The organism is Paraburkholderia sp. BCC1876, assembly GCF_902833695.1.
In the GTDB taxonomy this organism is placed as follows: Bacteria; Pseudomonadota; Gammaproteobacteria; order Burkholderiales; family Burkholderiaceae; genus Paraburkholderia.
Map to the genome: position 1 here is coordinate 109,994 of NZ_CADFGI010000009.1, position 26,678 is coordinate 136,671.

At 64.0% G+C, this 26,678-nt stretch carries 26 protein-coding genes and 1 tRNA gene; 17 read left to right on the top strand and 10 right to left on the bottom strand.

From position 1 onward, the window contains the following. Positions 1-43: 43 nt before the first annotated feature. The 3 genes from HWY05_RS28050 to otsA all read left to right on the top strand — a co-directional run bounded on the left by HWY05_RS28050 (position 44) and on the right by otsA (position 2,357). A complete protein-coding gene (locus HWY05_RS28050) occupies positions 44-301 on the top strand; it encodes a hypothetical protein (RefSeq protein WP_035552236.1) in 258 nt (85 codons plus the stop codon). Positions 302-453: 152 nt separating this feature from the next. Next, positions 454-696: a hypothetical protein gene (locus HWY05_RS28055; RefSeq protein WP_176060401.1), complete on the top strand. Its 243-nt coding sequence runs from the start codon at positions 454-456 to the stop codon at positions 694-696. A gap of 227 nt (positions 697-923) precedes the next feature. Further along, positions 924-2,357, top strand: coding sequence for an alpha,alpha-trehalose-phosphate synthase (UDP-forming) (otsA, locus tag HWY05_RS28060; protein ID WP_035552230.1), 1,434 nt, complete (start codon positions 924-926; stop codon positions 2,355-2,357). A 147-nt stretch (positions 2,358-2,504) separates the two neighbouring features. Here otsA and HWY05_RS28065 read toward each other — a convergent pair whose 3' ends face one another. The 5 genes from HWY05_RS28065 to HWY05_RS28085 all read right to left on the bottom strand — a co-directional run bounded on the left by HWY05_RS28065 (position 2,505) and on the right by HWY05_RS28085 (position 7,155). Continuing rightward, the gene (locus HWY05_RS28065; protein WP_176060402.1) at positions 2,505-3,932 is read right to left on the bottom strand and encodes an MFS transporter; all 1,428 of its coding nucleotides are present in this window, start codon (positions 3,930-3,932) and stop codon (positions 2,505-2,507) included. Positions 3,933-4,068: 136 nt separating this feature from the next. Then, the gene (locus HWY05_RS28070; protein ID WP_035552228.1) at positions 4,069-4,572 is read right to left on the bottom strand and encodes a YbhB/YbcL family Raf kinase inhibitor-like protein; all 504 of its coding nucleotides are present in this window, start codon (positions 4,570-4,572) and stop codon (positions 4,069-4,071) included. Between the two features lie 172 nt (positions 4,573-4,744). After that, on the bottom strand, positions 4,745-5,191 hold the full coding sequence (locus tag HWY05_RS28075; RefSeq protein WP_176060403.1) for a very short patch repair endonuclease: 447 nt from the start codon (positions 5,189-5,191) through the stop codon (positions 4,745-4,747). A 48-nt stretch (positions 5,192-5,239) separates the two neighbouring features. Next, on the bottom strand, positions 5,240-6,532 hold the full coding sequence (gene dcm / locus HWY05_RS28080) for a DNA (cytosine-5-)-methyltransferase (protein ID WP_176060404.1): 1,293 nt from the start codon (positions 6,530-6,532) through the stop codon (positions 5,240-5,242). A 296-nt stretch (positions 6,533-6,828) separates the two neighbouring features. Further along, a complete protein-coding gene (locus HWY05_RS28085; RefSeq protein ID WP_035552221.1) occupies positions 6,829-7,155 on the bottom strand; it encodes a hypothetical protein in 327 nt (108 codons plus the stop codon). 175 nt (positions 7,156-7,330) lie between these two features. On the opposite strand from HWY05_RS28085, the gene HWY05_RS28090 reads away from it, so the two are divergent. From HWY05_RS28090 to HWY05_RS28130, 9 genes are all read left to right on the top strand, one after another. Continuing rightward, entirely contained in the window at positions 7,331-7,522 is a 192-nt protein-coding gene (locus HWY05_RS28090; protein WP_035552219.1) for a CsbD family protein, read from the top strand. Positions 7,523-7,719: 197 nt separating this feature from the next. Continuing rightward, positions 7,720-7,941 (top strand): hypothetical protein, encoded by a 222-nt coding sequence (locus HWY05_RS28095; RefSeq protein WP_035552216.1) that lies wholly within the window; start codon positions 7,720-7,722, stop codon positions 7,939-7,941. A 283-nt stretch (positions 7,942-8,224) separates the two neighbouring features. Beyond that, complete coding sequence (locus HWY05_RS28100; RefSeq protein ID WP_035552214.1) at positions 8,225-8,932, top strand: glutathione S-transferase N-terminal domain-containing protein; 708 nt, start codon at positions 8,225-8,227, stop codon at positions 8,930-8,932. Positions 8,933-9,262: 330 nt separating this feature from the next. Further along, positions 9,263-9,706, top strand: a complete 444-nt coding sequence (locus HWY05_RS28105) for a (2Fe-2S)-binding protein (RefSeq protein WP_176060405.1) — start codon at positions 9,263-9,265, stop codon at positions 9,704-9,706. Then, a complete protein-coding gene (locus HWY05_RS28110) occupies positions 9,687-11,912 on the top strand; it encodes a molybdopterin cofactor-binding domain-containing protein (protein ID WP_176060406.1) in 2,226 nt (741 codons plus the stop codon). Before HWY05_RS28105 ends, HWY05_RS28110 begins: the two co-directional genes overlap by 20 nt. Before the next feature lie 60 nt (positions 11,913-11,972). Beyond that, complete coding sequence (locus HWY05_RS28115) at positions 11,973-12,299, top strand: c-type cytochrome (RefSeq protein ID WP_176060407.1); 327 nt, start codon at positions 11,973-11,975, stop codon at positions 12,297-12,299. A 131-nt stretch (positions 12,300-12,430) separates the two neighbouring features. Continuing rightward, positions 12,431-13,504 carry a porin gene (locus HWY05_RS28120; protein ID WP_035552203.1) on the top strand — a complete coding sequence of 358 codons (1,074 nt, stop codon included), beginning with the start codon at positions 12,431-12,433 and terminating at the stop codon, positions 13,502-13,504. Positions 13,505-13,571: 67 nt separating this feature from the next. Continuing rightward, positions 13,572-14,537, top strand: coding sequence for an AraC family transcriptional regulator (locus HWY05_RS28125; RefSeq protein ID WP_035552201.1), 966 nt, complete (start codon positions 13,572-13,574; stop codon positions 14,535-14,537). A 7-nt stretch (positions 14,538-14,544) separates the two neighbouring features. Next, a complete protein-coding gene (locus tag HWY05_RS28130; protein WP_176060408.1) occupies positions 14,545-15,315 on the top strand; it encodes a helix-turn-helix domain-containing protein in 771 nt (256 codons plus the stop codon). A gap of 189 nt (positions 15,316-15,504) precedes the next feature. Here the strand turns inward: HWY05_RS28130 and HWY05_RS28135 are convergent, their stop codons facing one another. Further along, positions 15,505-15,729 carry a hypothetical protein gene (locus HWY05_RS28135; RefSeq protein WP_176060409.1) on the bottom strand — a complete coding sequence of 75 codons (225 nt, stop codon included), beginning with the start codon at positions 15,727-15,729 and terminating at the stop codon, positions 15,505-15,507. Between the two features lie 177 nt (positions 15,730-15,906). Here HWY05_RS28135 and HWY05_RS28140 point away from each other — a divergent pair, with 177 nt between their 5' ends. Both HWY05_RS28140 and modA read left to right on the top strand, forming a co-directional pair. Continuing rightward, positions 15,907-18,036: a TonB-dependent siderophore receptor gene (locus HWY05_RS28140; RefSeq protein WP_176060410.1), complete on the top strand. Its 2,130-nt coding sequence runs from the start codon at positions 15,907-15,909 to the stop codon at positions 18,034-18,036. Positions 18,037-18,038: 2 nt separating this feature from the next. Continuing rightward, positions 18,039-18,881 (top strand): molybdate ABC transporter substrate-binding protein, encoded by an 843-nt coding sequence (gene modA / locus HWY05_RS28145; protein ID WP_035552193.1) that lies wholly within the window; start codon positions 18,039-18,041, stop codon positions 18,879-18,881. Between the two features lie 101 nt (positions 18,882-18,982). Here the strand turns inward: modA and HWY05_RS28150 are convergent, their stop codons facing one another. The 4 genes from HWY05_RS28150 to HWY05_RS28165 form a co-directional block, all read right to left on the bottom strand. Continuing rightward, positions 18,983-20,233, bottom strand: coding sequence for a DUF6596 domain-containing protein (locus HWY05_RS28150; RefSeq protein WP_176060411.1), 1,251 nt, complete (start codon positions 20,231-20,233; stop codon positions 18,983-18,985). Positions 20,234-20,272: 39 nt separating this feature from the next. Beyond that, positions 20,273-20,626, bottom strand: a complete 354-nt coding sequence (locus tag HWY05_RS28155) for a YciI family protein (protein WP_035552189.1) — start codon at positions 20,624-20,626, stop codon at positions 20,273-20,275. Positions 20,627-20,907: 281 nt separating this feature from the next. After that, positions 20,908-20,982: transfer RNA gene (locus tag HWY05_RS28160), tRNA-Arg, on the bottom strand. A 291-nt stretch (positions 20,983-21,273) separates the two neighbouring features. Then, positions 21,274-21,465, bottom strand: a complete 192-nt coding sequence (locus HWY05_RS28165) for a rubredoxin (RefSeq protein WP_035552069.1) — start codon at positions 21,463-21,465, stop codon at positions 21,274-21,276. A gap of 331 nt (positions 21,466-21,796) precedes the next feature. Between HWY05_RS28165 and HWY05_RS28170 the strand changes: the two genes are divergently transcribed. From HWY05_RS28170 to parE, 3 genes are all read left to right on the top strand, one after another. Then, on the top strand, positions 21,797-22,198 hold the full coding sequence (locus HWY05_RS28170; protein ID WP_035552065.1) for a DUF4399 domain-containing protein: 402 nt from the start codon (positions 21,797-21,799) through the stop codon (positions 22,196-22,198). A 174-nt stretch (positions 22,199-22,372) separates the two neighbouring features. Continuing rightward, complete coding sequence (locus tag HWY05_RS28175; RefSeq protein ID WP_035552062.1) at positions 22,373-24,310, top strand: ATP-binding cassette domain-containing protein; 1,938 nt, start codon at positions 22,373-22,375, stop codon at positions 24,308-24,310. Between the two features lie 319 nt (positions 24,311-24,629). Then, a complete protein-coding gene (parE, locus tag HWY05_RS28180) occupies positions 24,630-26,615 on the top strand; it encodes a DNA topoisomerase IV subunit B (RefSeq protein WP_176060412.1) in 1,986 nt (661 codons plus the stop codon). The last annotated feature ends 63 nt before the right edge of the window (positions 26,616-26,678 follow it).

Consider the following 26,678-nt stretch of genomic DNA (forward strand, 5'->3'; position numbering starts at 1 on the left):
TGCTGCATTCCATAGCACCGGAACGCAAACGAGGATAACCCATATGCCGGACACCACCGCCGCTCCCGCGCTTCCCCTGTCGAAGCACGCTCATCGTCCCGAGCCGATCGAACCGCCGTCGGCGCCGCCGATTCCTCCGCCCACGCCCGGCGAGCCCGACACGGTGCCGAGTCCGGCGCCGCCCGCTATCGAACCCATCGAACCGGTCGGCCCGCCGATCGGCGACCCGCCGCCGCAACCCACGCAAACGCCACAAGCCAGCATGCGACCGCCGTCCGACTCGCCGCGCATGCAACTCTGACGCGCTTGGTGCGCTGCGCCACAGTTCGGCGCAGCAATTTTATGTACTTGTTACAAAGCCGACGACTCTTTTACCGGCAATTTGCCGTCGTGACCCCTAGACTGTACTGATGCCGCTCATCTGGCGGCGGGCTTCCCCTGGAGGCATCGAACATGAGACATCCAGCACTGCGACGCTCAGCGCGCCATACGAAGCGCGACGCCCGGCCGGGCGGCAGCAAGAGCGGTCCGCCCGATAATCTGGCCAATCCGCCCGATGAACCCGCGTCGCACAATCCGGCCGCGCAGAACCGCGTCGCGCCCGATGCCCCGCCGGACGGCGAGCACAACCAGGGCGGCGTGCGTCAGGAAGGGCTGGAGTACCAGCGCGATCTGGGCTCGGAGCAGGACGCATAGGGCGGATTCGGGCCGCGTCGGCGGCCGGCAGCCAGGCTTCCTGTTTCCTCATACAAAGCAGAAAAAATTTCTTCGCGACGCGCTGGCGTTGCGCGTTTCTGCTCGTCGGTCACATTTGCATACATTTTTATTTCCAACATCTCATAAAAAGGCACGCGACTTGCGTGCACCTTTTTGGCACATATCCGACTACAACGAAGCAACTGAACCAGGTGGAGCATTAACCAATGAGCAGACTGATCGTGGTATCGAATCGTGTCGCACCGACTCAGGAAGGCCGGCCCGCAGCGGGTGGCCTGGCGATCGGCGTGCTGGACGCGTTGAAGGAAACCGGCGGAGTCTGGTTCGGCTGGAGCGGCGAGACGGTGGCGGAGCCGTCCGCTCCGGTCATCGAGAAGCAAGGCAATGTGACGTACGCGACCGTGGGTCTGACCAAGCGCGACTATGACCAGTACTACCGCGGCTTTTCCAACGCCACGCTGTGGCCGACGTTCCACTATCGCAATGACCTGTCGCGCTACGACCGGCAGGAATACGCGGGCTATCAGCGCGTGAACGCGACGCTCGCGAAGCAACTCAAGGAGTTGCTCAAGCCCGACGACATCATCTGGGTGCACGACTATCATCTGCTGCCGTTCGCGCGCTGCCTGCGCGAGCTGGGCGTGAAGAATCCGATCGGCTTTTTCCTGCATATTCCGTTTCCGGTGCCGGAGGTGCTGCGCACGATTCCGCCGCACGAGGAGCTGGTCAAGGCCATGTGCAGCTACGACGTGGTCGGCTTCCAGACGGAAGCGGATCGTCAGTCGTTCGTCGATTTTATTGAGCGCGGTCAGCATGGCACGTCGAGCGAAGACGGCATGGTGCACGCGTACAACCGCTTCCTGAAAGTGGGCGCGTATCCAATCGGTATCTATCCGGACGCGATCGCCAAGGCCGCCGAGCAGTTCACCGATCGCAAACCGGTGCGCAGTCTGCGCGACGGCATGCGCGGTCGCAAGCTGATCATGAGCGTCGACCGGCTCGATTATTCGAAGGGGCTGGTGGAGCGCTTCCAGGCGTTCGAACGTCTGCTGCTGAATGCGCCGGGCTGGCACGGCCGGGTTTCGCTGGTGCAGATCGCACCGCCGACCCGCGCGGACGTGGCGACGTATCAGCGAATTCGTCAGACGCTGGAAGGCGAGGCCGGCCGCATCAACGGTCGCTTCGCGCAGCTCGACTGGACACCGATCCAATACCTGAACCGCAAGTACGAACGCAATCTGCTGATGGCGCTGTTCCGGCAATCGCAGGTGGGTTATGTGACGCCGCTGCGCGACGGGATGAACCTCGTTGCCAAGGAGTACGTCGCGTCGCAGGACCCCGCCGATCCGGGCGTGCTGGTGCTGTCGCAATTCGCCGGGGCGGCGGAGCAGTTGCCGGGCGCGCTGGTGGTCAATCCGTTCGATCTGTCGCAAATGGCCGAGGCGCTGGAGCGCGCACTGTCGATGCCGCTCGCCGAACGCCAGGCGCGTCACGCCGACATGATGGCGCCGATGCGCGAAAACAATCTCTCGGTGTGGCGCGATACGTTCCTCGGCGATCTGCGCAATGTCGCGACGGCTTCTTCGGTGACGGCCAAAGCGGTAAAGCTCGCTGACGTGACGGCATCGTCGTCGTCGTGACCGGTGGGTGACGGCACGCAGGCTGATCACGTCTGATAAAGATTGAAGGACGAAAACAGGAAGGGCGCGAATCGCATGTTGCGATTCGCGCCCTTCGTGCATGGGCTCGTCTGACCGACAGCGGGCTTTAACCCGCCGATAAAAACCTCACGCCGGTTGCGTGCTGATCCGCTGTCTGACCCGCAACGTACTGACGACCGCGGCGACCGCCGAAAAACCCGCGGCTACATACAGCGCGACCGTCGGCCCATTCTGCGGCGCGATGCCGAAGATCAGCGCGACCAGCGCCGCGCCGAGCGTCTGCCCGATCAGGCGCGCGGTGCCCAGCATGCCGCTCGCGCCGCCGCTGCGTTCGCGCGGCGCGGCCGACAACATGGTGCGATTGTTCGGCGACTGAAAAATGCCGAAGCCCGCGCCGCACAAGGCCATGCGCCACGCGATCTGCATGGCGTCCGGATGCGCGCCGAGCGTGGCGAGCAGCAGCAGGCCGAGGGTCATCGCGGCGAGGCCGATGCCGCCGAGCCAGCCCGACGACACCTTGTCCGACAGCACGCCGGCAATCGGCGCGGCGATGATGATCACCGCCGGCCATGGCGTCATCAGCAGACCGGTTTCCACCTGCGATAACCCCAAGGTCTCCTGCAGCAAAAACGGCAGCGACACGAAGGCCAGCATCTGCGCGCAGAACGAACAGACCGACGTGCCGATCGACAGCGCGAACACGGGAATTTTCAATAGATCGATCGGCAGCAACGGCGCCGACTGCGTCAACTGACGGCGCACGAAGAAGTAGCCGATCACCACTGCGCCGACCGCTTCGAGCAGGACGTAGCCGAGTTGTTCGCCGTGGCCGAGTCCGTCGACGGCGAAGATCAGCAGGCCGAACACGAACGCGTTCATCACCGCGCTCAGGTAGTCGTAGGGCGATTCGTGGCCGGGGTTCATCGGCAGCGCCTTGAAGCCGCCGACGATCGCCGCGATGCCGATCGGCACGTTGATCGCGAACAGCCACGGCCACGATGCGACCGCGAGCACGCCGGACGCGATGGTCGGCCCGATCGCCGACGACACCGCGACCACCATCGCGTTGATCGCGACGCCGCGACCGAGTTGCGCGGGCGGATAGATCATCCGCACCAGCGCGGTATTCACGCTCATCACGCCGGCCGCGCCGAAGCCCTGGACCACGCGCGCGAGCGCGAGGGTGTTCAGCGAGGTCGACAACGCGCAACCGAACGACGCCACCGTGAACAGGATCAGGCCGCCCAGATAGATGCGCCGGTAGCCGATCCGATCGCCGAGCGACGCGAGCGGCAACAGCGAAATGGTGATGGCCAACTGGTACGCGTTGACGACCCAGATCGAGCTGGCCGCGCTGGCGTGCAGCGTGCGCGCGATCGTCGGTAGCGCGACGTTGGCGATCGCGCTGTCGAGCACCGCCAGCGTCAGCGCGAGCGCGATCACCAGCATCGCCCAGTAACGCTGCGGAATCGGCAGGCCTTGTTCGGTGCTGTCCGATAGCGATGGGGTGGGAGAGGGCGGAGCGCCGTCTTCGCGCGGTGGTTGTGCGTGCATCGATTGTTCGAATGGGGGGTGAGACAGAGCACGCGACTGACCGCCCGCGTGCCCGCCTGTGCCGGACACGCCGGTGTCGATTCACTACGTACGCGACCGGCGCCGCAAAGCGCACGCCGGCCGCGCGTTCGCCGCGTTACTTCAGTTCGTACAGACCCGTGTGCGTGGTCGAGTCGAGTTCGTTCAGATGCGTCATGAAGCGCGCGACCGCGTTGGTGGTTTCCGCGTCGATCGGCAGATGCGGCACCTTCAGCGCATGCAGACGGAAGATGTAGCGATGTGCCCTGTCGCCCCGTGGCGGCGCGGCGCCGCCGAAGCCGGCCGTGCCGTAGTCGTTGCGCAGTTGCAGCGCGCCTTGCGGCAGCAGCGAGCCGTCCGCTTTGCCGGCATCGCGCGGCAGTGTGCGGGCCTCGGCCGGAATGTTCACCACGACCCAATGCCAGAAGCCGCTGCCGGTCGGCGCGTCGGGATCGTGAACGGTGAGCGCGAAGCTTTGGGTGTCGGCCGGCGGTGCGTCCCAGTGCAAGACCGGCGAGATGTTTTCGCCGTCCACGCCGAACGCTTTGTCGTGATACTCGTGGGCTTTCGGCATGAAGCCGTTGGTGGGGAAGTCGTCGGACCAGAGACGAAAATCAGCCATGATGTGTCTCCCTAGTAAGTGGTTCTGCGCCGATCGGGGCGGGCGGTTTGGCTGCCGCTTGGAGCTTGCGGCGAGCGCTGAAACAACGCGCGGCGAGGCCCCGGGTGAGCCAATCGAGTGTATCACCAGCCGCTCCGGGATTCGCTCCACACGGGCAGGCTACAAGCGGCTTTCAGCCGCGTTCCTCGAAGCTCGGCGCGTCGCTCTTCAACCACGCCACCAGCCGCTCCAGCATGCCCGCGATATCGCGATTGGCACCACGCAATGCGCATTCCCACACCACCGCGACGCGCCAGCCGTCGGCGAGCAAGGCCGCGCTCACCTTGTCGTCGTTGCTGCGATTACGGCCGATCTTGTCGCGCCAGAACTCGGGCCGCGTTTGCGGCCATTTGAAAAGATGACAGTCGTGACCGTGCCAGAAGCAGCCGTGCACCAGCACCACGGCGCGGTAGCGCGGCAGCACGATGTCGGGACGTCCCGGCAGATCGCGCGCATCGAGACGGAAGCGGAAGCCTTGCCGATGCAGCAGGCTGCGGATCAGGATTTCCGGCTTCGTATTGCGACCGCGGATGCCGGACATCATGCGGCTGCGGGTCGCGCTATCGACGATATCGACCATGTTCAGACGCGTCCGCGCCGGTCTTCACCGCACGGCGCAGCGAGGCGGTCAGGCGTACAGCGAGAGGGCTTGCTTCGAACCACGGGGCGTCTCCTCGGCGAGCAGGGTTTGCACATGCGGCAGCATGATGCGCGCCACTTCGCGCATGACGGGCATGACGACGCTGTTGCCGAACTGCCGGTAAGCCTGGGTGTCGCTGACAGGGATCCGGAAGGTGTCGGGAAAGCCCATCAGCCGCGCGCATTCGCGTGGGGTGAGGCGGCGTGGGCGCAGCGACTCGCCTTGATAGACCAGAATCTCGGAGCCGTCCTTGTGATAACGCGCCGACAGCGTACGCGTGACGCTATCCGGATACGCCATGCCGAAGCCGAAACCATTGCCCGCCGCGCGGTGCTTTTCCGCGTAGTTCTGCAGGTAGGTCCACAGATTCGACGTGAGCGTGTACTTCGGCTGGACGCGTTTGGCGGTGTGATCGAAGAAGCGGTCGTGGTCCCACGGCAGCACCGGTTCGCTGCCGTCCGTGCGATGCAGGATCGAGCCGAGGCGCGGGCCGTGTTCCGGCAAGCGCAGATCGTCCCACGAGAACGAGGTCTTGCCGCGAAAGCCGACGATGAGGATCCGCTCCCGATGCTGCGGCGTGAAATGCTGACCGTCGATCACGCGGTAATGCACTTCGTAGCCCAGTTCGTCGCGCAGGGTTTGCAGGATCACGTCGAACGTGCGGCCTTTGTCGTGCGACAGCAGGTTCTTCACGTTCTCCAGCAAAAAAGCGGCGGGGCGCTTGGCCGCGATGATGCGCGCGACGTCGAAAAAGAGCGTGCCTTGCGTCGTGCATTCGAAACCGTGCGGCCGCCCGAGGGCGTTTTTCTTGCTGACGCCGGCGATCGAAAACGGCTGGCACGGAAAGCCGCCGAGCAGCACGTCGTGGCTCGGCACGTCTTCCGCCGGAAACGTCACAATGTCGCCGATCAGCGCATGCTCGGCACCGCCTGGATAGTTCTCGCGGTACGTCTTGGTGGAAAAATCGTTCCACTCGCTGGTGAATACACACTCGCCGCCTTGCGCTTCGAAACCCATGCGAATACCGCCGATGCCGGCGAACAGATCGACGAAACGGAACGAGGCGCCGCCGGCGGTTTTGCGTGCGTGACCGCCGTCGATTCGCGCGTTGCCTTGCAGCAGATCGCGCAAGGCCGGCTCCAGCATCGCGGGGCACGGGGTCGCGCCTTTTTCCCAGCGGCGCACCGTCTTGATGTCTTTGCCGACGTGCGCGGCGATTTCGCGTTGAGTGAAGCGGGCGCGCGCCTGTCGGAGCAGTTCGAGCGGTGCGGCGAGGGTCACGGAAGTCCTTGCTGGGAATTTTTGCGGACATTATGACCTAAGGTCGTCCCTTTTTCCCTATTTTCGACGCAGAGCGGTGGAAAATTTCGACTGTCGGCGATGCGTATCCGCTAAACGCGGCTGTCACAGTTGGGCGTGTACGCTACCGAAGCGACGCAAATTCCCTGCGTAGCGACGTGTTGAGGCCGCAGCGCGATTCGCGGCCATTTTTTTTATTGATGGATATGTGGGTATGGCGAGGCGGCAGGCGCGCAAAGGCCCGCCGCGCTGAAACTCAGCGGCGCCCGGATTCGACCTCAAACGAGGCGGCTGTTATCGACGGGATAAGGCGGTGGGAACAGCGCGGCGACCGCTGGCGTGAGGGTGTCCCAGGCCAGTTGCGGTTCGGCTGCGAACTGATCGAGCTGGAGCAGCAGGCTGTCCACCGAGCACAGTTGCGCGTGGGAGAGATAGCCGGTGTCGAGCAGCGTGTATAAACGCTGGCGCCAATAGGCGGGAGGCAGGATCGGACCGCCGAGATCGCCGTGTAAAGAAAGCCGCATTGCGCGCGAAATGTGCGCGATATCCCGGTCGACCAGCGCGGCCTGGGACGAACCCGTCAGCGTAATGAATGTGCGGTCCATGGCACCTCCTTCGCAGCTTTACGGCAGGCGGGGGCGAATCTTTAGACCTTTTCCGATTATTTTTTGAGTATGGCGCCTCGGGCGAAAAAGCACGTTCCCGACGGCGGGCACACGCGTTGCTCGATAGGGATACTGGCGTAATCTCGCGCCGGCATTCGAGATAAAGGAGCCGATCATGAACAAGGATCAGGTGAAGGGTGTGGGCGAGCAGATCAAGGGGAAGGTCAACGAAGCCGTCGGCAAGGCGACGAACAACCCCGGCAAGGAACTGAAGGGTGACTTGCAACAAGGTGCGGGCAAGGTGCAGAAGGCCTATGGCGATGCCAAGGAAGACGCCAAGGACAATGCAAAGCGCAACGCGCCGTAATCCGGTTGCTGTGCTGATTGTCGATGGATCGGAAAGGCGCTTCGGCGCCTTTTCCGTTTTGGGCTGCGGATCGGATGGCGGGCAGGTTGCGGCGTTGGTCGGATTCCGCCTGGGAGTAACCCGCAGTGAACCGTGGGAGTGCGCCGCGCGTGGTGTGTCGCCATTAGACTTGGGGATCCAACCCGGAGATCGCGCCCATGACACCCGAAAAATTGCTTTCGATGTTCGAACGGCAGTACCTGGAAGGCAAAGCGCCGGTCGATCTGGAGCAGACCTGCGCGAGCTACGCCTCGTGGCTGGCGGCGGCATGGGAGCTACTCGACGGTGAGCAGAAGACGTTGCTGCTGACGGTCGGTGCGGCGTTGTGGCGCGAAGGCTATAACTTGCGCGCCGGCACGGCGACCAAGGACTTGTGGTGAGCTTTCTCGCGCGGTCGAGGAGCTTTGCCGCGCGCGTGACCGCCTGGTTTTGCGCCAGCCATCTCTCGAAGCCATACGTGCTGCGCGGAAGTCCTGCAGCGCTTGAGCGCTTCCGCACGCGTTCCGTCGGGTCGGTTTATATTTGGCGGTCGCGCAATCTCGCGGTCTCGCGTTGCTGAGATTTCGATGCCGGTCTTCAAGGCTCGAACTGACTCGAACTGGCTCGCGACTTCGATTTGCTCTCCTGCGTTGCTCAACTCTCGTACAAGGCTTACATCGTCCCATGACCGATCTCTCCGATTTTCCGATCACGAAGAAATGGCCTGCCGAGCATCCGGACCGGATTCAGCTCTATTCGCTGCCAACGCCTAACGGCGTCAAAGTGTCGATCATGCTCGAGGAGATCGGCTTGCCGTACGAACCGCATCTCGTGCGCTTCGATACGAACGATCAGATGACGCCCGAGTTTCTATCGCTCAATCCGAACAACAAGATCCCGGCGATCATCGATCCGAACGGTCCCGGCGGCCGGCCGCTGGCGCTGTTCGAATCCGGCGCGATTCTGATCTATCTCGCGGACAAGGCCGGCAAGTTGATTCCCGAGGACATCGGCGGTCGCTATGAAGCGATTCAGTGGGTGATGTTCCAGATGGGCGGCATCGGGCCGATGTTCGGGCAGCTCGGCTTCTTCCATAAGTTCGCCGGCAAGGAGTACGAGGACAAGCGTCCGCGTGATCGTTACGTCGCCGAATCGAAGCGGCTGCTCGGCGTGCTGGACCAGCAACTCGAAGGTCGCGACTGGATTCTCGGCGACGCTTATTCGATCGCCGATATCGTCACCTTCCCGTGGGTGCGTAATCTGATTGGGTTCTATGAGGCGGGCGATCTGGTTGGGATCGATGACTTCGCAAACGTGAAACGTGTGCTGGCGGCGTTTGTCGCGCGTCCGGCGGTGGTGCGGGGGCTGGATATTCCGAAGCGGCCTGCGTAATGGTTTTAGGCGGCCGGATCGCGTTAGGCGCGTCCGGCCGTCGTCTCCCACGGTCTAGTGCGTTCTGCGCGGACTTTCTGCTCTCTCGCGAACTTCCCCTCCTGTCGAATTGACCTCGCGTCGACGCCTGGCCGTCGACGTTTCATCCGTGGTCCTTTCCACAAGCCTCGTCCGCTCGCCGCAGCGTTATTTTCGCGCGCTGGACGATCGGTGCCTTTTTATAGCTTCCCGGTCATTGATGCTGATTTTTGCGGCATCGAGAATTTGCTCGTCGATGTCGCTGCATTCGCGGCGCTTGCATCGAGACGACAGCATTCCGGGAGACACGCAATGCAATTTGAACTCAACGGCCGCCCGTTTTCCTTCGACGGCGACGCGCAGACGCCGCTGCTGTGGGTGATTCGAGACCACGCCATGCTGTGCGGCACGAAGTACGGCTGCGGGATCGGCGCTTGCGGCGCGTGCACGGTGCACCTCGAAGGCGACGCGGTGCGCTCGTGCGTGCTACCGGTTTCCGCGGTGGCGGGTAAGTCGATTCGCACGATCGAGGCACTGTCGCCCGATGGCACGCATCCCGTGCAACGCGCCTGGGTCGCGAAGGACGTGCCGCAATGCGGCTACTGTCAATCGGGGATGGTGATGGCCGCGGCCGCCTTGCTCGTGCACACCCCCAAACCGACCGACGCGCAGATCGATCAGGCGATCACCAATCTGTGCCGCTGCGCCACCTATCAACGCATCCGCGAGGCTATTCATGTCGCCGCGGAATACTGACGCGAGGCGCGGCGCACCGGGCGTCGCGGCCTCGGCAAGCCGGCGCGTTTTTCTGAAAAGCGGGTTGGCGATCGCGGGCAGTTTCGTCCTGCCGTTGAGCTTCAGCGAACTCGCATGGGCCGGCGACGGTGGTGCTCCCAGTTATGAGATCAACGACTGGGTGCGTATCGACGCGAGCGGCCACACGGTGATCGGCCTGTCGCAAGCGGAGGTGGGGCAGGGTGTGTACACCGGCTTGCCGCAAGTGCTTGCCGACGAAATGGATGCGGACTGGCGCAACGTCACGGTGACGTTCGTGACCGGTCGCGACGCTTATCGGATCGATGCCGCCAACGAGATGCCGCAGCAATTCGTCGGCGCTTCGATGTCGGTGACGATGTTCTACGAGCGCTTGCGGATTGCCGGCGCGCAGGCGCGGGCCGCGTTCATCAAAGCCGGCGCGCGCCGCTTCAAGGTGCGCGGCACGCAATGCACGGCCACCAATGGTCAGGTCATCCATATTCCGAGCGGCCGCGCGTTGAGCTACGGCGAGCTGGTGGCGGACGCGGTGAAGATCCCGTTGCCCGCACATCCCCGGCTCAAGCCCGCATCGGCGCATAAGCTGATCGGTCAGCCGTTGCACAAGCTCGACACGCCCGCCAAGGTCAACGGTTCGGCGCAATTCGGAATCGATGTTCAAGTGCCCGGCATGCTGACGGGCGCCGTCAAAATGGCGCCCACGCTCGGCGGCAAACCGCTGCGCGTCACCAATGCCGACACCGTGCGAAAGATGCCGGGCGTGGTCGATACGGTGCTGGCGAAAGATGCGCTCATCGTCGTCGCCGATACGTATTGGCAGGCAAAGCTGGCGTGCGACGCCGCACAGGTGGAGTGGGACACGCCGGCGGGTGGTCCGTTCGACAGCGCGACGATTCTCGACGAACGCAAGGGCGCGCTGCAATCCGCGCACGCGGTCGTCGCGACCTGTCTCGGCGATCCGCAAGCGCGTTTCGCGGAGGCCGGGCAGGGCTCGCCTGCCGTCGTGCAAGCCGACTATCACACGCCGTATCTCGTCCACGCGACCATGGAGCCGGTCAACGCGACCGTGCACGTGCGCGACGGCGAGGTCGACGTGTGGGGGCCAATCCAGGGGCAGGACAAGGTGCGCTGGACCCTGGCCGCGATCTTCAAAGTGCCTGCGGCGAAAGTGATCGTCAACACGACGTTTCTCGGCGGCAGCTTTGGCCGCAAGTATGTGCCCGATTTCGTCGTGCACGCGGCGGTGGCCTCGAAAGCGGTCGGGTGTCCGGTCAAGGTGATCCGTTCGCGCGAAGACGACATTCAACACGGTTTCTACCGTCCTTGCGCGTCGGCGCGTATGCGCGCGGTGCTGGGCAAGGACGGCTTGCCCACGGCGCTGCACGCGCGCGTCGTCGGCCAGTCGCTATACAAGTCGATCAAACCCGACCTCTTCGACAAAGCCGGCGGCTGGGATGAAACCATGCTCGACGGCATTTACGATCTTTGCTACGGCGTGCCGAATCTGCTGGTCGATTCGCTGCACGTGCCGCAGCCGATTCCTGTCAGCTTCATGCGCAGCGTCGGCAGCACGTCGAGCATGTTTTTTCTCGAGAGTTTCATTGACGAACTGGCGCACGTTGCGGGAATCGACCCGCTGCGCTACCGGCGCGCGCTGCTGCGGCACGACCCGTTGAGCGTCGCGGTGCTCGACCATGCCGCGGCGCGAGCCGACTGGTTCGGCAAGAGCGCGCCCGGCTTGCACCGTGGTATGGCGTTCTGCCTCTATACCGGCCGTGGCGGCGCATTTACCACCTATGTCGCGACGATCGTCGAACTGCGTCTTGTACACGGGCAGGTGAAAGTCGAGCGTGTGGTGTGCGCCGTCGACTGCGGCCGGCCGATCAATCCGATGCTGATTCAGGAAGCGATCGAAGGCGGCATCGGCTTCGCGCTCACCAACACGTTCAAGAGCGAAATCACGTTTGCGAAAGGCGCCGTCGTGCAAAGCAATTTCGCGGACTATCCGCTGCTCAATCTCTCCGAGATGCCGAAGGTGGAAACCGTGATCGTGCCGAGCGACCGCGCGCCGCAAGGTTGCGGCGAAGTCGCGTTGCCGCCGGTTGCGCCGGCAGTGGCCGCCGCGCTGTTTCGCGCCACGGGACAGCGCTTGCGTTCGATGCCGCTGCCACAGCGCTTCGACGTTTGATTTTCCGGGCAGCCGGGCGCTGCCGTCGACTGTTTTTCCCCACTTGTTGAAGAAGGCTTTATGAAAAGAACCACTCTGCTGGTTGCATTCGCGTGCGTTGCCGTTCACGCGCACGCGGACACCGATTTCAACCGCGCGCGGGCGCTGGCCAGCGAGCACGCCTGCCTCGGTTGTCACGCGGTGGACAAGAAGCTCGTCGGCCCCGCCTACCACGACGTGGCCGCGCGTTATAGCGGCCAGAGCAACGCCGCCGCGTTGCTCGTCAAGCATGTGCAGCAGGGTAGCGCGGGCGTGTGGGGCAATGTGCCGATGCCGCCGAACCGGATCGACACCGCCGACGCGCGGCTCCTCGTCAACTGGGTGCTCGCGGGCGCGCCCGATCACTGAGGTCGCCGCGCCATGCCCGCGAACTCGCGGGCGTGCCTGACGTGCTGTTTCAATCGACGGATCATCGGCAACACCAGAGCTGCTCAAGCGGCCCTGATGATTCGGATGGCTAATTTAACCAGGGTTTGGAAATGAGAAACTATCTTGCGGCAGCGTGTCTGCTCGGCGTGGCGAATCTGGCTCATGCGCAGAGCAGCGTGACCTTGTACGGAATCGTCGACACCGGCGTGCAGTATTACAACCATGCGGCGACCGGCGGCTCGGTCGTCGGCATGCCGGCGCTGACCGGCGAAGTGCCGTCGCGCTTCGGCTTGCGCGGCGCTGAAGATCTGGGCGGCGGCACGCAAGCGTTCTTCCAGCTGGAAAGCGGTTTTGCCACCGGCACCGGCGCACTGAACTACGGCGGCCGTCTGTTCGGCCGTGCCGCGAACGTCGGTATCAGCAGCCCGTACGGCACGCTGACGCTGGGGCGCCAGATCAACATGTCGTATTACGCGTTGCTGCAGGCGGACGTGATCGGCCCGTCGATTCATTCGATGGCGAGCTTCGACACCTATCTGCCGAATGCGCGTAGCGACAATGCGATCGGCTACCTCGGCAAATTCGGCGGCTTCACGCTCGGCGGCACCTACAGTTTCGGCCGCGACGCCGCGGGACCGGCTGGCCCGTCCGCGACCGATTGCGCGGGGCAGGTGGCCGGCAACTTCATTGCCTGCCGCCAGTACACGGCGCTGGCCGCCTACGATTCGGCGCATTTCGGCATGGCGGCTTCGTATGACGTGATGCGCGGCGGTACCGGTGCGTCCGCGCCGTTGACGAACAGCGCGTACACCGATACCCGGACCATCGTCGACGCTTACGTCAAATACGGCGACGCGAAACTCGGCGGCGGCTGGGAGCGGCGCAACACGTCGGCGGCGGTTCATAGTCAGACGGATCTGTTTTTTGTCGGGGTGAACTATTTCGCGCTGCCGGCGCTTTCACTCGACACGCAAATGGTGCGATATAACGTCAGGAGCGTCTCCGACTCGACGCTGCTGATCGCGCGTGCGACCTACTTTCTGTCGAAGCGCACGTCGGTGTACTCGTCGCTCGGTTATATGCTCAACAGCCAGAAGGCCGCCGCGCCGGTGGCTGCGGCCGGCACCGTGCAAACCGGCGCCGATCAACTCGGCGTGATGGTCGGCATCCAGCAGCGTTTCTAGCATGAGGCGAGCGGCGGGTGCAGCCGGCATGCGGACGACGCGGTGCACGCAAGGGAGGGACGAACCGATGGATTTGCTGAGCGATGTCCTGTCCGACTTGCGGGCCGATACGGTCGTGACCGGCAGATTCTCGCTGGCGGCGCCGTGGGCCTTCAACAAGCCCGCGGTAGCCGGCGCGCCGTTCCGCACCTGTTCGGGCAATCCGTTCTATATCGTCGTCAAGGGGATGCAGCCCGTGCGGGTCGAACCCGGCGACTTCGTGTTGCTGCCGCACGGCCACGAGCATGTGATGTGCTCGGCGCTCGACGAAGTGCCCGTGCCGTTCGACGAACTGATGGCGAGCCAGGGCATCGAGCCGCGCTTCGATACGCCGCTGGCTTTTTCGGCGGGTGGCGAGGGCGCGTTGAGCGAGTTGTACACGGGCATCGTTGTGTTTCGCGAGTCGATGCGCAATCCTTTTCTCGGCATGCTGCCGCCACTGATTCACATTCGTTCCGGCGATGCCGCAATCGCGCCGTGGCTTGCCAATACCTTGACCAGCTTCATTCAGGAATCGATGGCGGCGCAGCCCGGCTGGGCGATGGCCGCCGCGCGTCTTGCCGACGTGCTGTTCATTCATCTGTTGCGCGCGCATCTGTCGAGCAGCACCGGCGGGCATACCGGCTGGTTGCGCGGCATGGCCGATCCGCAGATCGGTCAGGCGATGGCGCTGATCCATCGGACGCCCGCGAAGGCGTGGACGGTGGCGAATCTCGCGACGGCGGCCGGGTTGTCGCGCTCGGGGTTCAGCGTGCGCTTTCTCGAACTGGTCGGCGAAACGCCGATCGCGCATTTGACGGCATACCGGATGTATCTCGCGGCGGGCGAGTTGACGCGTGGCCGCAGCCGGTTGATCGAGGTGGCGGAGCGTGTCGGCTATACCTCCGAGAAGGCCTTTGCGCGCGCGTTTCGGCGCTGGGCCGGGATGCCGCCCAGGGCGTATGTCAAGTCCGCGCCCGATCCACTCGATCTGGAGCGGCGTGGTGGTCGATGAGGGGGAGATGAGTTCATCGGGTGACGCTGTGGCGGAGGCGGGCGACGGCCAGGCTTGCGCGTCGGTATCGAACCTGGTGCCTGCATTGGTGCGCGGGCTGCGGTTGATGCAGGCGTTTTCGACGGCGCGGCCGAAATGGGCGATGAGCGAACTGGTTGCTTATCTGGATGCGCCGCGCAGCACGGTCGCGCGTCTGGTGCGCAGTCTGGCGTCTTTGGGTTTTCTGGTGGAAGACGAGGCGGGGCGGCTGAGTCCCGGGCCCGCGGTGCTGGGCATCGGGACAAGCTTTCTGGACGGGGCGTCGGTCGTGAGGGTGGCAGCACCCGTGCTCCGCGAGCTGGCGAATCGGACTTTAGCGGCGGCGCAATGGCTGGCGCTCGACGGCATGCAGGCTGTCGTGATCGCGCAGGCGTTACCGGACGATCCAGGCGGCGCGTGTGCGGCGACCCGGGTGGGGGCGCGCTTCGCGATTGGCGGCACGAGTTTTTGCGGCGGGCAGTTCGGCGACGTGGCTCGCGGCGTGCGGAGCGCTTGCGGGGGCGACGCCGCGGTGTGGACATACGGCGAGGCGATCGTCGGCGGCGCGCATGCGGAGGCTGCCGCTCTACCGTTGATGGCGGTGCCGATTCTGCGCGACGGGCGAGTGAGGTATGCGCTTTCTGTCGGCGTGCAGGCGGATTGGGACGCGGCGTCGACGGTTGAGCGGGCGAGGCTCTCGCTTGAAGAGTCGGCGCAGCGGATGGTCCGGGCGTTGAGCGATGTCGGTGAAGGTCGGTAGTGTGTCGGATGAGCACTTCCAGCGCCCGGGTAGCCGCGCGAGTCCCGACCCGGGGGCGCGAGTGAGCCGACGGAGCTGAGCCTCGTTGCGGACACGGCGTTGTAGGAAGCCAAGACGAGTGGACGCAATCGGCTGCTCGCCGCCAAGGGGATTTCAAGCCCAGCCGCGTCCGATTAGCCACCGCCGGGCTCAATGCTGCCCCGCATTCATCAACGTCCAAAGCTGCCGTGCCGGCTTACCCATCAGCGCGCGATCCATCACGCCGCTGCATCGCGCGCACGTGTATTTCTCCGCCGCGCGCTGACCTTCCTTCCAGTCGACATTGTCGAGCAGCAACTCGCCGTGCGGATCGACAAGCGACGGTTGGCCGTGCAGGTCGGCGCATGCGGCGCAGGGTTGAATCCAGAGTTCCATCCAGTTCGTCTCAAGCCAGGTGTTGCGGATAGTAGCGCGGCCGACGCTTCCCTCGCTCGACCAGCCCAATTTTTATGCTATTTCGACTATTTGCACCTGAGCCCTTACAAGAATTCGCGCACCCCGTTATATTTCGCGGAATATTGCGAACCGCAATATTTCGTAACGGCAATTTCAATGACACCACCCTCCCGCTGCACCCTACGCATGCTTGCCGTCGTCTCCGCAGGCGTCGCCGCGACCTTCCCGGCCCATGCGCAGGATTCCGACGCTCAACTGACCCCGATCGTCGTCACCGGCATCAAGCCCACGCCTTATCCTTCGTACCAGGTCGATCAGGCGGTCGTCGGGCCGCTGGGCAAGAAAAATCTGCTCGACACGCCGTATTCGATCAACGTCATCCCCAGGTCGCTGGCTGAGAATCAGCAACTGCGCAGTGTGCAGGAGGCGTTCAGCTTCATCCCCTCGGTGCAAGGTCTGAATATCCGGCCGCAAACACGCGGCATGCAGGCCGGCGTGGTGCAGAACACGCGCATCGACGGCATGAACATCGCCGCGACGACCGATTACCCAATCGAGCAGTTCGACAGTATCCAGGTGCTGAACGGCCTCGCCGGCGCGCTCTACGGACCGGCCAGCCCAGCCGGCACGTTCAACTACGTGCTCAAGCGGCCGACCGACCAGCCGCTGCGCGAATTCACGTTCGGCTACGAGTCGAACGCCTTGTTCACCGAGCGCGCGGATCTCAGCGGGCACTTCGGCAACGACGATCGTTTCGGCTACCGGCTCAACCTGCTCAACCAGAACGGCGAGGGTTATGTCTCGGGCAGCCGCCTGCGCCGGGACCTGGCGAGCCTGGCTTTCGATATCCGGTTCACGCCGGACACACGGCTCGAAACCAACTTCAGCACGTACCATTATCTGGACACCGGCTTCCCCGGGACGTTCGCCCTCGCGAAGAACGTGTTGCTGCCCGCCGCGCCGAACCCGTCGACGGTCGGCTACGGCCAGTCATGGGCCGGTGACGACAACGTCACGAACATGATGAGCGCCACGCTGAAGCACGACTTCAATCCGGACTGGCACCTGAGCGCCGGCGTGCAGCGCGAAACGAACGACCGCGCCTCGACCGTGCCGACGCTCACGCTCACCAACAACAAGGGCGCCTATACCGAAACGACGGCGACGACCACGTACAGTCTCGACCAGGTAATCAGCAATACGATCGCGTTGAACGGCCACGTCGTACTCGCCGGCCTGACGCACGACGTGTTCGTCTCCACCACGGGCTTCTACTGGAATCGGTACACGCCTTATCAAACGGGCGCGATCACGCTCGGCACCGGCAACCTCAACAATCCGGCGAGTTTCGGCCAGCCCGCGTTGCCTGACTTCTCGCATCGCTACCGTTCCGTCAGCACGTTCCAGCAGTCGATCAACGTGGGCGACACGATCGGCTTCAACCCGCACTGGTCGATGCTGCTAGCGGCCAGCCAAAGCTGGATCCACGCCGAGAACTACAACGCGAAAGGGGCGATCACGAGCAGATATTCCGCCGACGGCGTCAGTCCGACGGTTAGCCTGATGTACAAACCGCAGGAGAACATGACCGCCTACCTCACGTATGCGGACAGCCTGCAGCAGGGCGATATCGCCCCGTCGGGCACGCTCAACGCGGGCAATTCCCTCGCGCCGTATCGAAGCAAGGAATGGGAGCTCGGTTATAAGGTCGACATGGCGGGCGCGACGCTCGGCGCCGCGCTGTATCGCATCGAGCGGCCGTATGCGCTGGTGGAAGCGAACAATGTTTTCGCCGAAGGCGGCCAGCAGGTCAACCGTGGGCTCGAACTGACCGCGACGGGCGCCGTGACCCGCGATCTCAACATCTACACCGGACTTTCGCTGCTGGATCCGCGTCTGCACAACACGGGTGTCGCGGCGACCAACGGCACGCAGATTCTCGGTCTGTCGCGCGTGGTGTTCGATGCGCTGGTGGATTACTCGGTGCCCACGGTGGCCGGCCTCGGCTTCAACGTCGACATGAACTATGCGAGCCGCCGCGCGGCCAACTATTCGAACAGCGATTACGTCGACGGTTACACGATCTTCAATCTCGGCGCGCGGTACCGCACGAAAATCGCCGCCAAAGCTGTGACGCTGCGGGTCGGCGTCGATAACGTCGCCAACCGGCACTACTGGGCCAACATCACGCCGGCCGGTCAGAGCGGCTACACCGGCAGCGACAGCGGCACCGCCACACTCGGCGCCCCGCGCACCGTTCGCGCGTCAATCCAGATCGACCTCTAAACATGAAAAAATCGCAATCCATCCTGCTGCGGACGCTGCTGCTCTCCTTTCTGACCACGAACGCCTGCCTCGCCACGGCGCAGCAGGCATCCGCGGCGCCGGCCATCACGATCTATACGGCCGGTAGCATGAGTGGCGCGCTCGGCGCCATCACGCGCCAATACACGAGCGAGACCGGTCAGCCGGTCGAGCTCGTCAGCGGGCCGGCCGGCATGCTGCTCGACAAGATCGAGCACTCGGCCAAGGCGGACATTTTCGTTTCCGCGAACATGGCGCATCCGCAACAACTCAGCGCAGAAGGCAAGGCGGCGCCCACCGTCGTCTTCGCGAGAAACCGGCTGTGCGTGGAGGCGCGCCCGGACGTCGGCCTGACGACCGGCAACCTGCTCGACAAGCTGCTCGATCCGAACGTCAAGATCGGCACGTCGACGCCGAAGTCGGATCCCGGCGGTGACTATGCGTGGGCGCTGTTCGCCAAGGCCGGCACCGTTCGCCCGGGAGCGACTCAAACACTCGAAGCGAAGGCGCAGCAGCTGGTTGGCGGCGCCGTCGCCCCTCAAGTGCCGGCCGGCCAGAATCCGGTCAAATACTTCATGACGACGCGACGCATCGACGTGTTCATTGGCTATTGCAGCTCGCACGAACCGACGCCCGACACGACGCTGACGCAGGTCGAGCTGCCGGCGGAGCTGGCCATCGCAGCGGACTATGGCATGACCGTTATCGAGTCGCGGCAGAACGCCGCCACGCGCGATGCCGCGTATCGGCTCGCGCTGTATCTGATGAGTCCCGCCGCGCAGGACGTATTGACGCGGTATGGATTCACGCCCGTTGCGCGTCAGTAGGGGATAGTCGTGCGGCGTTCGTCGCCGCTAGGTTCGATCGCATTAGTGAACGCGATTGTCTTCGCGCACCGGACGTAGGCGGCGCATCGGCCGACAGAAGATCAGTTCGCCAATCCGGCCTGGCGCCGCTGCAGGAAGCGGCGCACCGCCGGGTCGCGTTCGAGGCCGATCGCCATGTCGTAGGCATCGCGAGCTTCGCGATGCGCGCCGGTCCGCGCGAGCAGCTCCGCGCGTGCCGCCCAGTACGGTTGATATTGCGCGAGCCGTGCGTCGGCGGCCACCTGTTGCAGCGCGATCAGGCCGGCGTTCGCGCCCCGCAGTTCCGCGACGGCGAGCGCCCGGTTGATCGCGACCACCGGAGACCCGGTGAGCCGCGCGAGCGCCTCGTAAAGCTGCACCACTGCTGCCCAGTCGGCGTGTCCGCTCCGGCGCCGATGAACATGCGCCGACTGCAGCGCCGCTTCGAGTTGATACCGCCCGATCGAACCCAGCGCGCTGGCGTGGCGTAGCAGCGCTTCGGCCTCGTCGATCAATGGCCAGTCCCACAGTGCCGGGTCCTGCCCGGCAAGCGGCACGTATTCGCCGTCCTCGCCGCGTCGCGCGCGACGCCTCGCCTGCGCATGCAGCATGCAGGCGAGCAGGCCTAGCGCTTCCGGTTCTCGCGGCAGCAGGTCGGCTGCGAGCCGCGCCAGAAACAGTGCTTCGTCGGTGAGGTTGCGGCGTGCGACGTCGGTGCCGCCCGGATCCGTCCAGCCCTCCGTAAAGGCGGCATAGATGGCGTCGAGCACCGCGTCGAGCCGGCCGGCAAGTTCCTCGCGCTCAGGGATGCTGAACGCAATGCCGGCTTCGCGAATCTTGTTTTTGGCTCGCACGAGACGCTTGCCCATGGCGGCCGGCGACATGAGAAACGCCGATGCGATCATCTTCGCATCGAGGCCGAGGACCACTTGCAGCATCAGCGGTGCGCGGATGGCCGCTTCGATCGCCGGATGCGTGCAGGCGAACATGAGCGGGAGACGATCGTCGGGGATGCCGGCGTCCGTCGCGCCGTCGTCGAACTCCGGCCCGAGGAGCAGCAATTGCACGGCAGCCGCCTCGCCGGTGCGGCGTCGCCTGGCGAGGTCGATCATCTTGCGACGCGCGACGGTGAGCAGCCACGCTTCCGGGTTCGACGGACAACCGTTGTGCGGCCAGGTGGCCAGCGCCGAGGCAAATGCGTCCGATAGCGCATCTTCGGCCGCCGCTACATCCCGCGTACGTGCCGCGAGAAAGGCGACGAGCTTGCCGAAGCTGCGGCGCGCGACAGCGTCTACGGTGTCGCGCGCGTTGATGGCGTCGTTGGGCAAGTTCATGCGTTCATACTTTGCCTGAGACGCGGTTCATGGCTCAGCTCAGCCTGCGGCGTGCCAAAGCGGCCGCACCTCGACGACGCCGTGACTCGCGGTCGGGCAGCGTGAGGCCCACGAGAGGGCGGCGTCGAGATTGGGCACGTCGATGAGGTAGTAGCCTCCTAGTTGCTCTTTCGACTCCACGTAAGGGCCGTCGAGCACCTGTGATTTGCCGTCTGAGATACGGACGGTTGTTGCTGTCGCGGTTGGCTGCAGACGCCCGCCGGCCACGAGCGCGCCTGCCTTTTTCAATGCCTCCGTGTACGCGGCGTAGGCCGCCACGCCCTGTTCCTGCTCGGTCTTCGTCAGGCTGTTCCAGCCGCCTTCATTCGCATAGAGCATCAACATGTATTGCATCTTGAATCTCCGTCATGGGTTGGGTTGTCGGCGGGCAATTTGCGCCGCCTGACAATGACGCTCGAACCTGTGGGATTTGGACATTTTGCTGTTTTTCTGATGGTGGGGGCGATGCGGGGGTGGTTTTTGGGGGCGTGTTTGGTGAGGTGCCGGGCTGTACCCCCGGAGCGTCTTGCTTGGGCTGGGCAACTGTATGTAGGCAATAGTGGCAACAAAAAGCCCCGCAGCGCAAGGCGTGCGGGGCTTTCTTGGGTAAATCCGGGAGAGGCTGGGATGCTTCTTGGTCCCCCTGACAGGAATCGAACCTGTATCTAGCGCTTAGGAGGCACTTGTTCTATCCATTGAACTACAGGGAGAGGGACCGAAGCCGGACCAGATCGCTTCGACCCGTGCGGCCTTTTGTTGGGCACTGCGGGATCGAGCGAGTCAACTTCACCAGCGAGCGCAGAGTATATCAAACCGACCCGGCCGCGAGGAGGGCAGCGTCGAGCCTACGCCAACCCGCGAAAAGCCCACCCCAAAACGCAAAACGGCCCAGCGGGCAACCCCTGCCGGACCGTCAGAACCACCGTGCCGTCACGCCACTATCCCAGCGTGTCCAGGCTAAAACTCAAAGCTCACAGAAAACGAGCAAGCTCACGCAACCCTCAAAACTCCACCACTGCAAACTCCGCCTTACCCACATCGCACAGCGGGCAGCGCCAGTCTTCCGGAATCGCGGCGAAGCGCGTACCCGGCTCGATGCCTTCTTCGGGGATGCCTTCTTCCTCGTTGTAGATCCAGCCGCAAATCAGGCAGACCCAGCTCTTATATTCAGTCACTTCAATTACTTCGCTCACGACGTACTCTTCTCTCTATTCAATGCAATGATCCGCCCGTCTGCCCCTTTTTTAGGCACGGCGGCGACCCGCAATATTACCGGAATTTGTCAATTCGACCGAAAACTACCGACGCTGCGCCGCCGCAAAGCGCCGACGACAACCCGCGCTAGGCCAACGAACTGCCCGCGAATTCCGTCACGCACAGCGTGTATGCTCTGATCCACAGTCAGTCGTTTGGACAGCCGCGCCGGGTGTCCGGCACAGGTTGCGACGATCGGCCACAGACGGCCAGGCCGCTATCGCCGGCTCGGTTCGCGCATCATTTTCGTTTCCAACAAGGAGAAAAACGATGTTCAAAAACAAATGGCTGGCAGGTGCGGCATTGGCTGGATTGCTCGCCGTGTCGGGCGTGGCGCAGGCGGCAAGCGTGTCGTTCGTGCAGCCGGCGGACGGCGCAACCGTCAGCAATCCCGTGCACGTGGTGTTCGCCGTCGACGGCATGAAGATCGCGCCGGCCGGCACGATGACCGAAGGCACGGGTCATCATCATCTGTTGATCGACGGTCAGCCGCTGCCCAAGGGCGAGGTGATTCCCGCGACCGACAAGTCGCTGCACTTCGGCAAGGGCCAGACCGAGACCGATCTGACGCTGCCGCCGGGCGATCACACGCTGACGCTGCAGTTCGGCGACGGCATGCATCGTTCGTACGGTCCGGAAATGAGCAAGACCATCACCGTACACGTGAAGTAATCGCGCATCGCACAGGCCGGCCGGCTCGGCGCAGATGCCGAACCGGCCGCTCACCCGGCCGTTCCACGTTTCACAACCCCGCCAAACAGCCTATCTCTTCCGCCATACAGGCACCGCCCCGCGCGCCCGGTACAATGGGCAGTTCCGACTCATCGCTGTCTTCTCCAATTCTCCATGTCGCTTTACACCATTACCGGGGCGCAACTCGCGTTCGGTCACGTCGCGTTGCTCGATCACGCGGATTTCTCTCTCGAAGCGGGCGAGCGCGTTGGGCTGATCGGCCGTAACGGCGCGGGCAAGTCGTCGCTGCTGAAGATCGTCGCGGATCTGACCAAACCTGACGACGGCCTCGTCACGCGTCAACAGAACCTGACCACGGTCTACGTGCCGCAGGAACCCGAGTTCGATACGGACGACACGGTGTTCGAGGCGGTCGCCGCAGGCCTCGCGCACGCCCGTTCGCTGCTCGACGAATACGACGTGGTCGCCAATCAGCTCGCCGACGAGCCGGAAGGCGCGGAGCACGATGCGCTGATGGACCGCATGAACACGCTGCAATCGTCGCTGGACTCGGTGGACGCGTGGAACTGGAGCACGCGCGTGGCCACCACGTTGCAACAGATCGGCCTGAACGGTGAAGCGCGCGTCGGTTCGCTGTCGGGCGGCATGCAAAAGCGCGTGGCGCTGGCGCGCGCGCTGGTCGTTCAGCCTGACGTGCTGCTGCTCGACGAGCCGACCAATCACCTGGATTTCGAAGGCATTCGCTGGCTCGAAGACCTGCTCGTCTCACTGCGCGCGGGCCTGTTCTTCATTACCCACGACCGCGCGTTCCTCGACCGTGTCGCCACGCGTATCGTCGATCTGGATCGCGGCCGTCTGCTGTCGTATCCGGGCAATTTCTCCGCTTACCAGACGCGCAAGGCGCAGCAACTCGAAATCGAACAGGTCGAAGCGGCCAAGTTCGACAAGCTGCTCGCGCAGGAAGAGGTGTGGATCCGCAAGGGCGTCGAGGCGCGCCGCACGCGCAGCGTCGGCCGGATCGCGCGGCTCGTGGAAATGCGCAATCAGCGCGCGGATCGCCGCAACGTGCAGGGCAACGTCAGGCTCGACGTCGGCCAGGGCGAGAAGTCCGGCAAGATCGTCGCCGAATTGACCGACGTGACCAAGCGCTACGGTTCGCGCACGGTGGTCGACAACTTCACGGCCACGGTCATGCGCGGCGACAAGATCGGTTTCGTCGGTCCGAACGGCGCGGGCAAGACCACGCTGCTCAAGATGATCCTCGCCGAACTCGCGCCGGACGAAGGCACGGTGCGCGTCGGCACCAATCTGCAGGTCGCCTATTTCGACCAGATGCGCGCGCAACTGGATCTGGAAAAGAGTCTCGCCGACACGATCAGCCCGGGCAGCGAATGGGTCGAAGTCAACGGCCAGAAGAAGCACGTCATGAGCTATCTCGGCGACTTCCTGTTCGCGCCGGAACGCGCGCGTTCGCCGGTCAAGTCGCTGTCGGGCGGCGAGCGCAACCGTCTGCTGCTGGCGCGTCTGTTCGCGCGGCCGGCTAACGTGCTGGTGCTCGACGAACCGACCAACGACCTCGACATTCCCACGCTCGAACTGCTCGAAGAACTGCTCACCGAATACGACGGCACGGTGCTGCTGGTCAGCCACGATCGCGCGTTCCTCGATAACGTCGCGACCTCGGTGATCGCGGCGGAAGGCGGCGGCAAGTGGCGCGAATACGTCGGCGGTTTTACCGACTGGCAGATTCAGCGCGACCGCTCGCAGCAAATGGCGCTTGAGGCACAGAAGGAAGCCGGTAAAGAAGCGGGCAAAGACGCCGCGGCGTCCAAAGAACCGGCGGCCCGCAATACGCAGCAGCGCGCCGCCAAGCTGTCCTTCAAGGAACAGCGCGAACTGGAGGCGCTGCCGCCGAAGATCGCCGCGCTGGAAGCCGAGCAGAAGACCATCGGCGCGCAACTGGAAGACGGTTCCGTGTTCGCGAAAGACCCGCAGGAGGGCACGCGCCTGACTGAACGCTACGCCGCGATCGACGAAGAACTGCTGGTCGCGCTGGAACGCTGGGACGAACTGGAAAACCGTCGCAAGTGATGCGCGCGGGCGGCGGCGGCCGCGAGCGCGGCGCGACAGCGCGCTGTGCTTCGCGGCGCGCCCGCCGGCCGTCGCTCGTCGAGATCAAAACGGGGTCTTCGTCCACGTCGCCCCTTATCCAGATGGCCAATCCGGCACGTAGTGAATTGCCGCCTGATTCGAAATCAGTAAAATACCCCGCGAACAGGCATGCCCGCATGGCGGGCACGAGACCTAACTCCGTTGTTTCGTTTCGCTTTTTTTGAAAAGTCAACGCATTGTCCACGGACCTGTCCACAGGAGCTGTGGACAACGATGAACCGCCGCACCCGAGTCAACCATGTCTACGAAAAAGCCAAACGCCGCGTATAGCGAAGCGTCGATCAAGGTGTTGAAGGGCCTCGAGCCGGTCAAGCAACGGCCCGGGATGTACACCCGCACCGAAAATCCGCTGCACATCATTCAGGAAGTCATCGACAACGCGTCGGACGAGGCCCTCGGCGGCCACGGCCGGCAAATCACCGTCACGCTGCACGCGGACCACTCGGTCTCGGTGGAAGACGACGGCCGCGGCATTCCTTTCGGTCTGCATCCGGAAGAAGGCGTGCCGGTCGTCGAAATCGTCTTCACGCGCCTGCATGCGGGCGGCAAGTTCGACAAAGCCGCGGGCGGCGCGTACACGTTCTCGGGCGGCCTGCACGGCGTCGGCGTGTCGGTCACCAACGCGCTGTCCAACCGCCTCGACGTCACCGTGTGGCGCGACGGCAAGGTCGCCGATCTGAGCTTCGCCAATGGCGACGTCGCCAAAGAGCTCGAAGTGCGTTCCGCCGTGAAGGGCGACAAGAAGTCCGGCACGCGCGTCACCGCGTGGGCCAATCCGAAATACTTCGACTCGCCGAACCTGCCGCTCGGCGAACTGCAACGTCTGCTGCGCTCGAAAGCGGTGCTGCTGCCGGGCGTCGAAGTCACGCTGATCAACGAGAAAACCGGCGAACAGCAAACCTGGAAATACGAAGACGGTCTGCGCGGCTATCTGCTCGAAGGCATGAACGGCAGCGATCTGCTGATCCCGTTGTTCGAGGGCGAGCGTTTCGTCGAGAACTCGCGCACGAGCGAAGAGACTTTCGCGGAAGGCGAGGGCGCGTCGTGGGTCGTCGCGTGGAGCGAAGAAGGCACGCTGATGCGCGAGTCGTACGTGAACCTGATTCCGACGCCCGCAGGCGGCACGCACGAATCCGGTTTGCGCGACGGTCTGTTCCAGGCAGTCAAGAGCTTCGTCGAAATGCACAACCTGCAGCCGAAGGGCGTGAAGCTGCTCGCCGAAGACGTGTTTGCGCGCGTCTCGTTCGTGCTGTCGGCCAAGGTGCTCGATCCGCAATTCCAAGGGCAGATCAAGGAACGGTTGAATAGCCGCGACGCGGTCAAACTGGTGTCGTCGTTCTCGCGGCCGGCGCTGGAGTTGTGGCTGAATCAGCACGTCGAGCACGGCAAGAAACTCGCCGATCTCGTCATCAAGCAGGCGCAGGCGCGCACGCGTGCCGGTCAGAAGGTCGAGAAGCGCAAGAGCTCGGGCGTGGCGGTGTTGCCGGGCAAGCTGACCGATTGCGAGTCGACGGAAATTGGCCGCAACGAACTGTTCCTCGTCGAGGGCGACTCGGCGGGCGGTTCGGCGAAGATGGGCCGCGACAAGGAATATCAGGCGATCCTGCCGTTGCGCGGCAAGGTGCTGAACACGTGGGAAACCGAACGCGACCGGCTGTTCGCCAATAACGAAGTGCACGACATTTCGGTAGCGATCGGCGTCGATCCGCATAGCCCGGACGACAAGATCGATCTGTCGAATCTGCGCTACGGCAAGATCTGCATTCTGTCGGACGCTGACGTCGACGGTTCGCATATTCAGGTGCTGCTGCTCACGCTGTTCTTCAAGCATTTCCCGCAACTGATCGAGCGCGGGCATGTGTGCGTCGCGCGTCCGCCGTTGTTCCGGGTCGACGCACCGGCGCGCGGCAAGAAGCCCGCGCAGAAGCTGTATGCGCTCGACGCGGGCGAGCTCGAAGCGATCCTCGACAAACTCCGTAAAGACGGCGTGCGCGACACGCAGTGGTCGATCGGCCGCTTCAAGGGCCTCGGCGAAATGAGCGCGGAACAGCTGTGGGACACGACCATGAACCCCGACACGCGGCGTCTGACGCCGGTCGCGCTCGGCGAACTCGACTACGACGCCACGGTAGCGCGCATGACCATGCTGATGGGCAAGGGCGAAGCGGCCTCGCGCCGTAGCTGGCTGGAAGAAAAGGGCAATGAAGTGGAAGCGGACATCTGAGCGCGTAGAAGCGCGCTCGACCTCCCTGAACACACTTCAAGCCAAACACGGATACGGAATCTA

Bases quoted from the DNA above. Each gene is read 5' to 3' on its own strand.
- HWY05_RS28050 (WP_035552236.1), top strand. From the start codon at position 44: ATGCCGGACACCACCGCCGCTCCCGCGCTTCCCCTGTCGAAGCACGCT.
- HWY05_RS28055 (WP_176060401.1), top strand. From the start codon at position 454: ATGAGACATCCAGCACTGCGACGCTCAGCGCGCCATACGAAGCGCGAC.
- otsA (WP_035552230.1), top strand. From the start codon at position 924: ATGAGCAGACTGATCGTGGTATCGAATCGTGTCGCACCGACTCAGGAA.
- HWY05_RS28065 (WP_176060402.1), bottom strand. From the start codon at position 3,932: ATGCACGCACAACCACCGCGCGAAGACGGCGCTCCGCCCTCTCCCACC.
- HWY05_RS28070 (WP_035552228.1), bottom strand. From the start codon at position 4,572: ATGGCTGATTTTCGTCTCTGGTCCGACGACTTCCCCACCAACGGCTTC.
- HWY05_RS28075 (WP_176060403.1), bottom strand. From the start codon at position 5,191: ATGGTCGATATCGTCGATAGCGCGACCCGCAGCCGCATGATGTCCGGC.
- HWY05_RS28085 (WP_035552221.1), bottom strand. From the start codon at position 7,155: ATGGACCGCACATTCATTACGCTGACGGGTTCGTCCCAGGCCGCGCTG.
- HWY05_RS28090 (WP_035552219.1), top strand. From the start codon at position 7,331: ATGAACAAGGATCAGGTGAAGGGTGTGGGCGAGCAGATCAAGGGGAAG.
- HWY05_RS28095 (WP_035552216.1), top strand. From the start codon at position 7,720: ATGACACCCGAAAAATTGCTTTCGATGTTCGAACGGCAGTACCTGGAA.
- HWY05_RS28100 (WP_035552214.1), top strand. From the start codon at position 8,225: ATGACCGATCTCTCCGATTTTCCGATCACGAAGAAATGGCCTGCCGAG.
- HWY05_RS28105 (WP_176060405.1), top strand. From the start codon at position 9,263: ATGCAATTTGAACTCAACGGCCGCCCGTTTTCCTTCGACGGCGACGCG.
- HWY05_RS28110 (WP_176060406.1), top strand. From the start codon at position 9,687: ATGTCGCCGCGGAATACTGACGCGAGGCGCGGCGCACCGGGCGTCGCG.
- HWY05_RS28115 (WP_176060407.1), top strand. From the start codon at position 11,973: ATGAAAAGAACCACTCTGCTGGTTGCATTCGCGTGCGTTGCCGTTCAC.
- HWY05_RS28120 (WP_035552203.1), top strand. From the start codon at position 12,431: ATGAGAAACTATCTTGCGGCAGCGTGTCTGCTCGGCGTGGCGAATCTG.
- HWY05_RS28125 (WP_035552201.1), top strand. From the start codon at position 13,572: ATGGATTTGCTGAGCGATGTCCTGTCCGACTTGCGGGCCGATACGGTC.
- HWY05_RS28130 (WP_176060408.1), top strand. From the start codon at position 14,545: ATGAGTTCATCGGGTGACGCTGTGGCGGAGGCGGGCGACGGCCAGGCT.
- HWY05_RS28135 (WP_176060409.1), bottom strand. From the start codon at position 15,729: ATGGAACTCTGGATTCAACCCTGCGCCGCATGCGCCGACCTGCACGGC.
- HWY05_RS28140 (WP_176060410.1), top strand. From the start codon at position 15,907: ATGACACCACCCTCCCGCTGCACCCTACGCATGCTTGCCGTCGTCTCC.
- modA (WP_035552193.1), top strand. From the start codon at position 18,039: ATGAAAAAATCGCAATCCATCCTGCTGCGGACGCTGCTGCTCTCCTTT.
- HWY05_RS28150 (WP_176060411.1), bottom strand. From the start codon at position 20,233: ATGAACTTGCCCAACGACGCCATCAACGCGCGCGACACCGTAGACGCT.
- HWY05_RS28155 (WP_035552189.1), bottom strand. From the start codon at position 20,626: ATGCAATACATGTTGATGCTCTATGCGAATGAAGGCGGCTGGAACAGC.
- HWY05_RS28170 (WP_035552065.1), top strand. From the start codon at position 21,797: ATGTTCAAAAACAAATGGCTGGCAGGTGCGGCATTGGCTGGATTGCTC.
- HWY05_RS28175 (WP_035552062.1), top strand. From the start codon at position 22,373: ATGTCGCTTTACACCATTACCGGGGCGCAACTCGCGTTCGGTCACGTC.
- parE (WP_176060412.1), top strand. From the start codon at position 24,630: ATGTCTACGAAAAAGCCAAACGCCGCGTATAGCGAAGCGTCGATCAAG.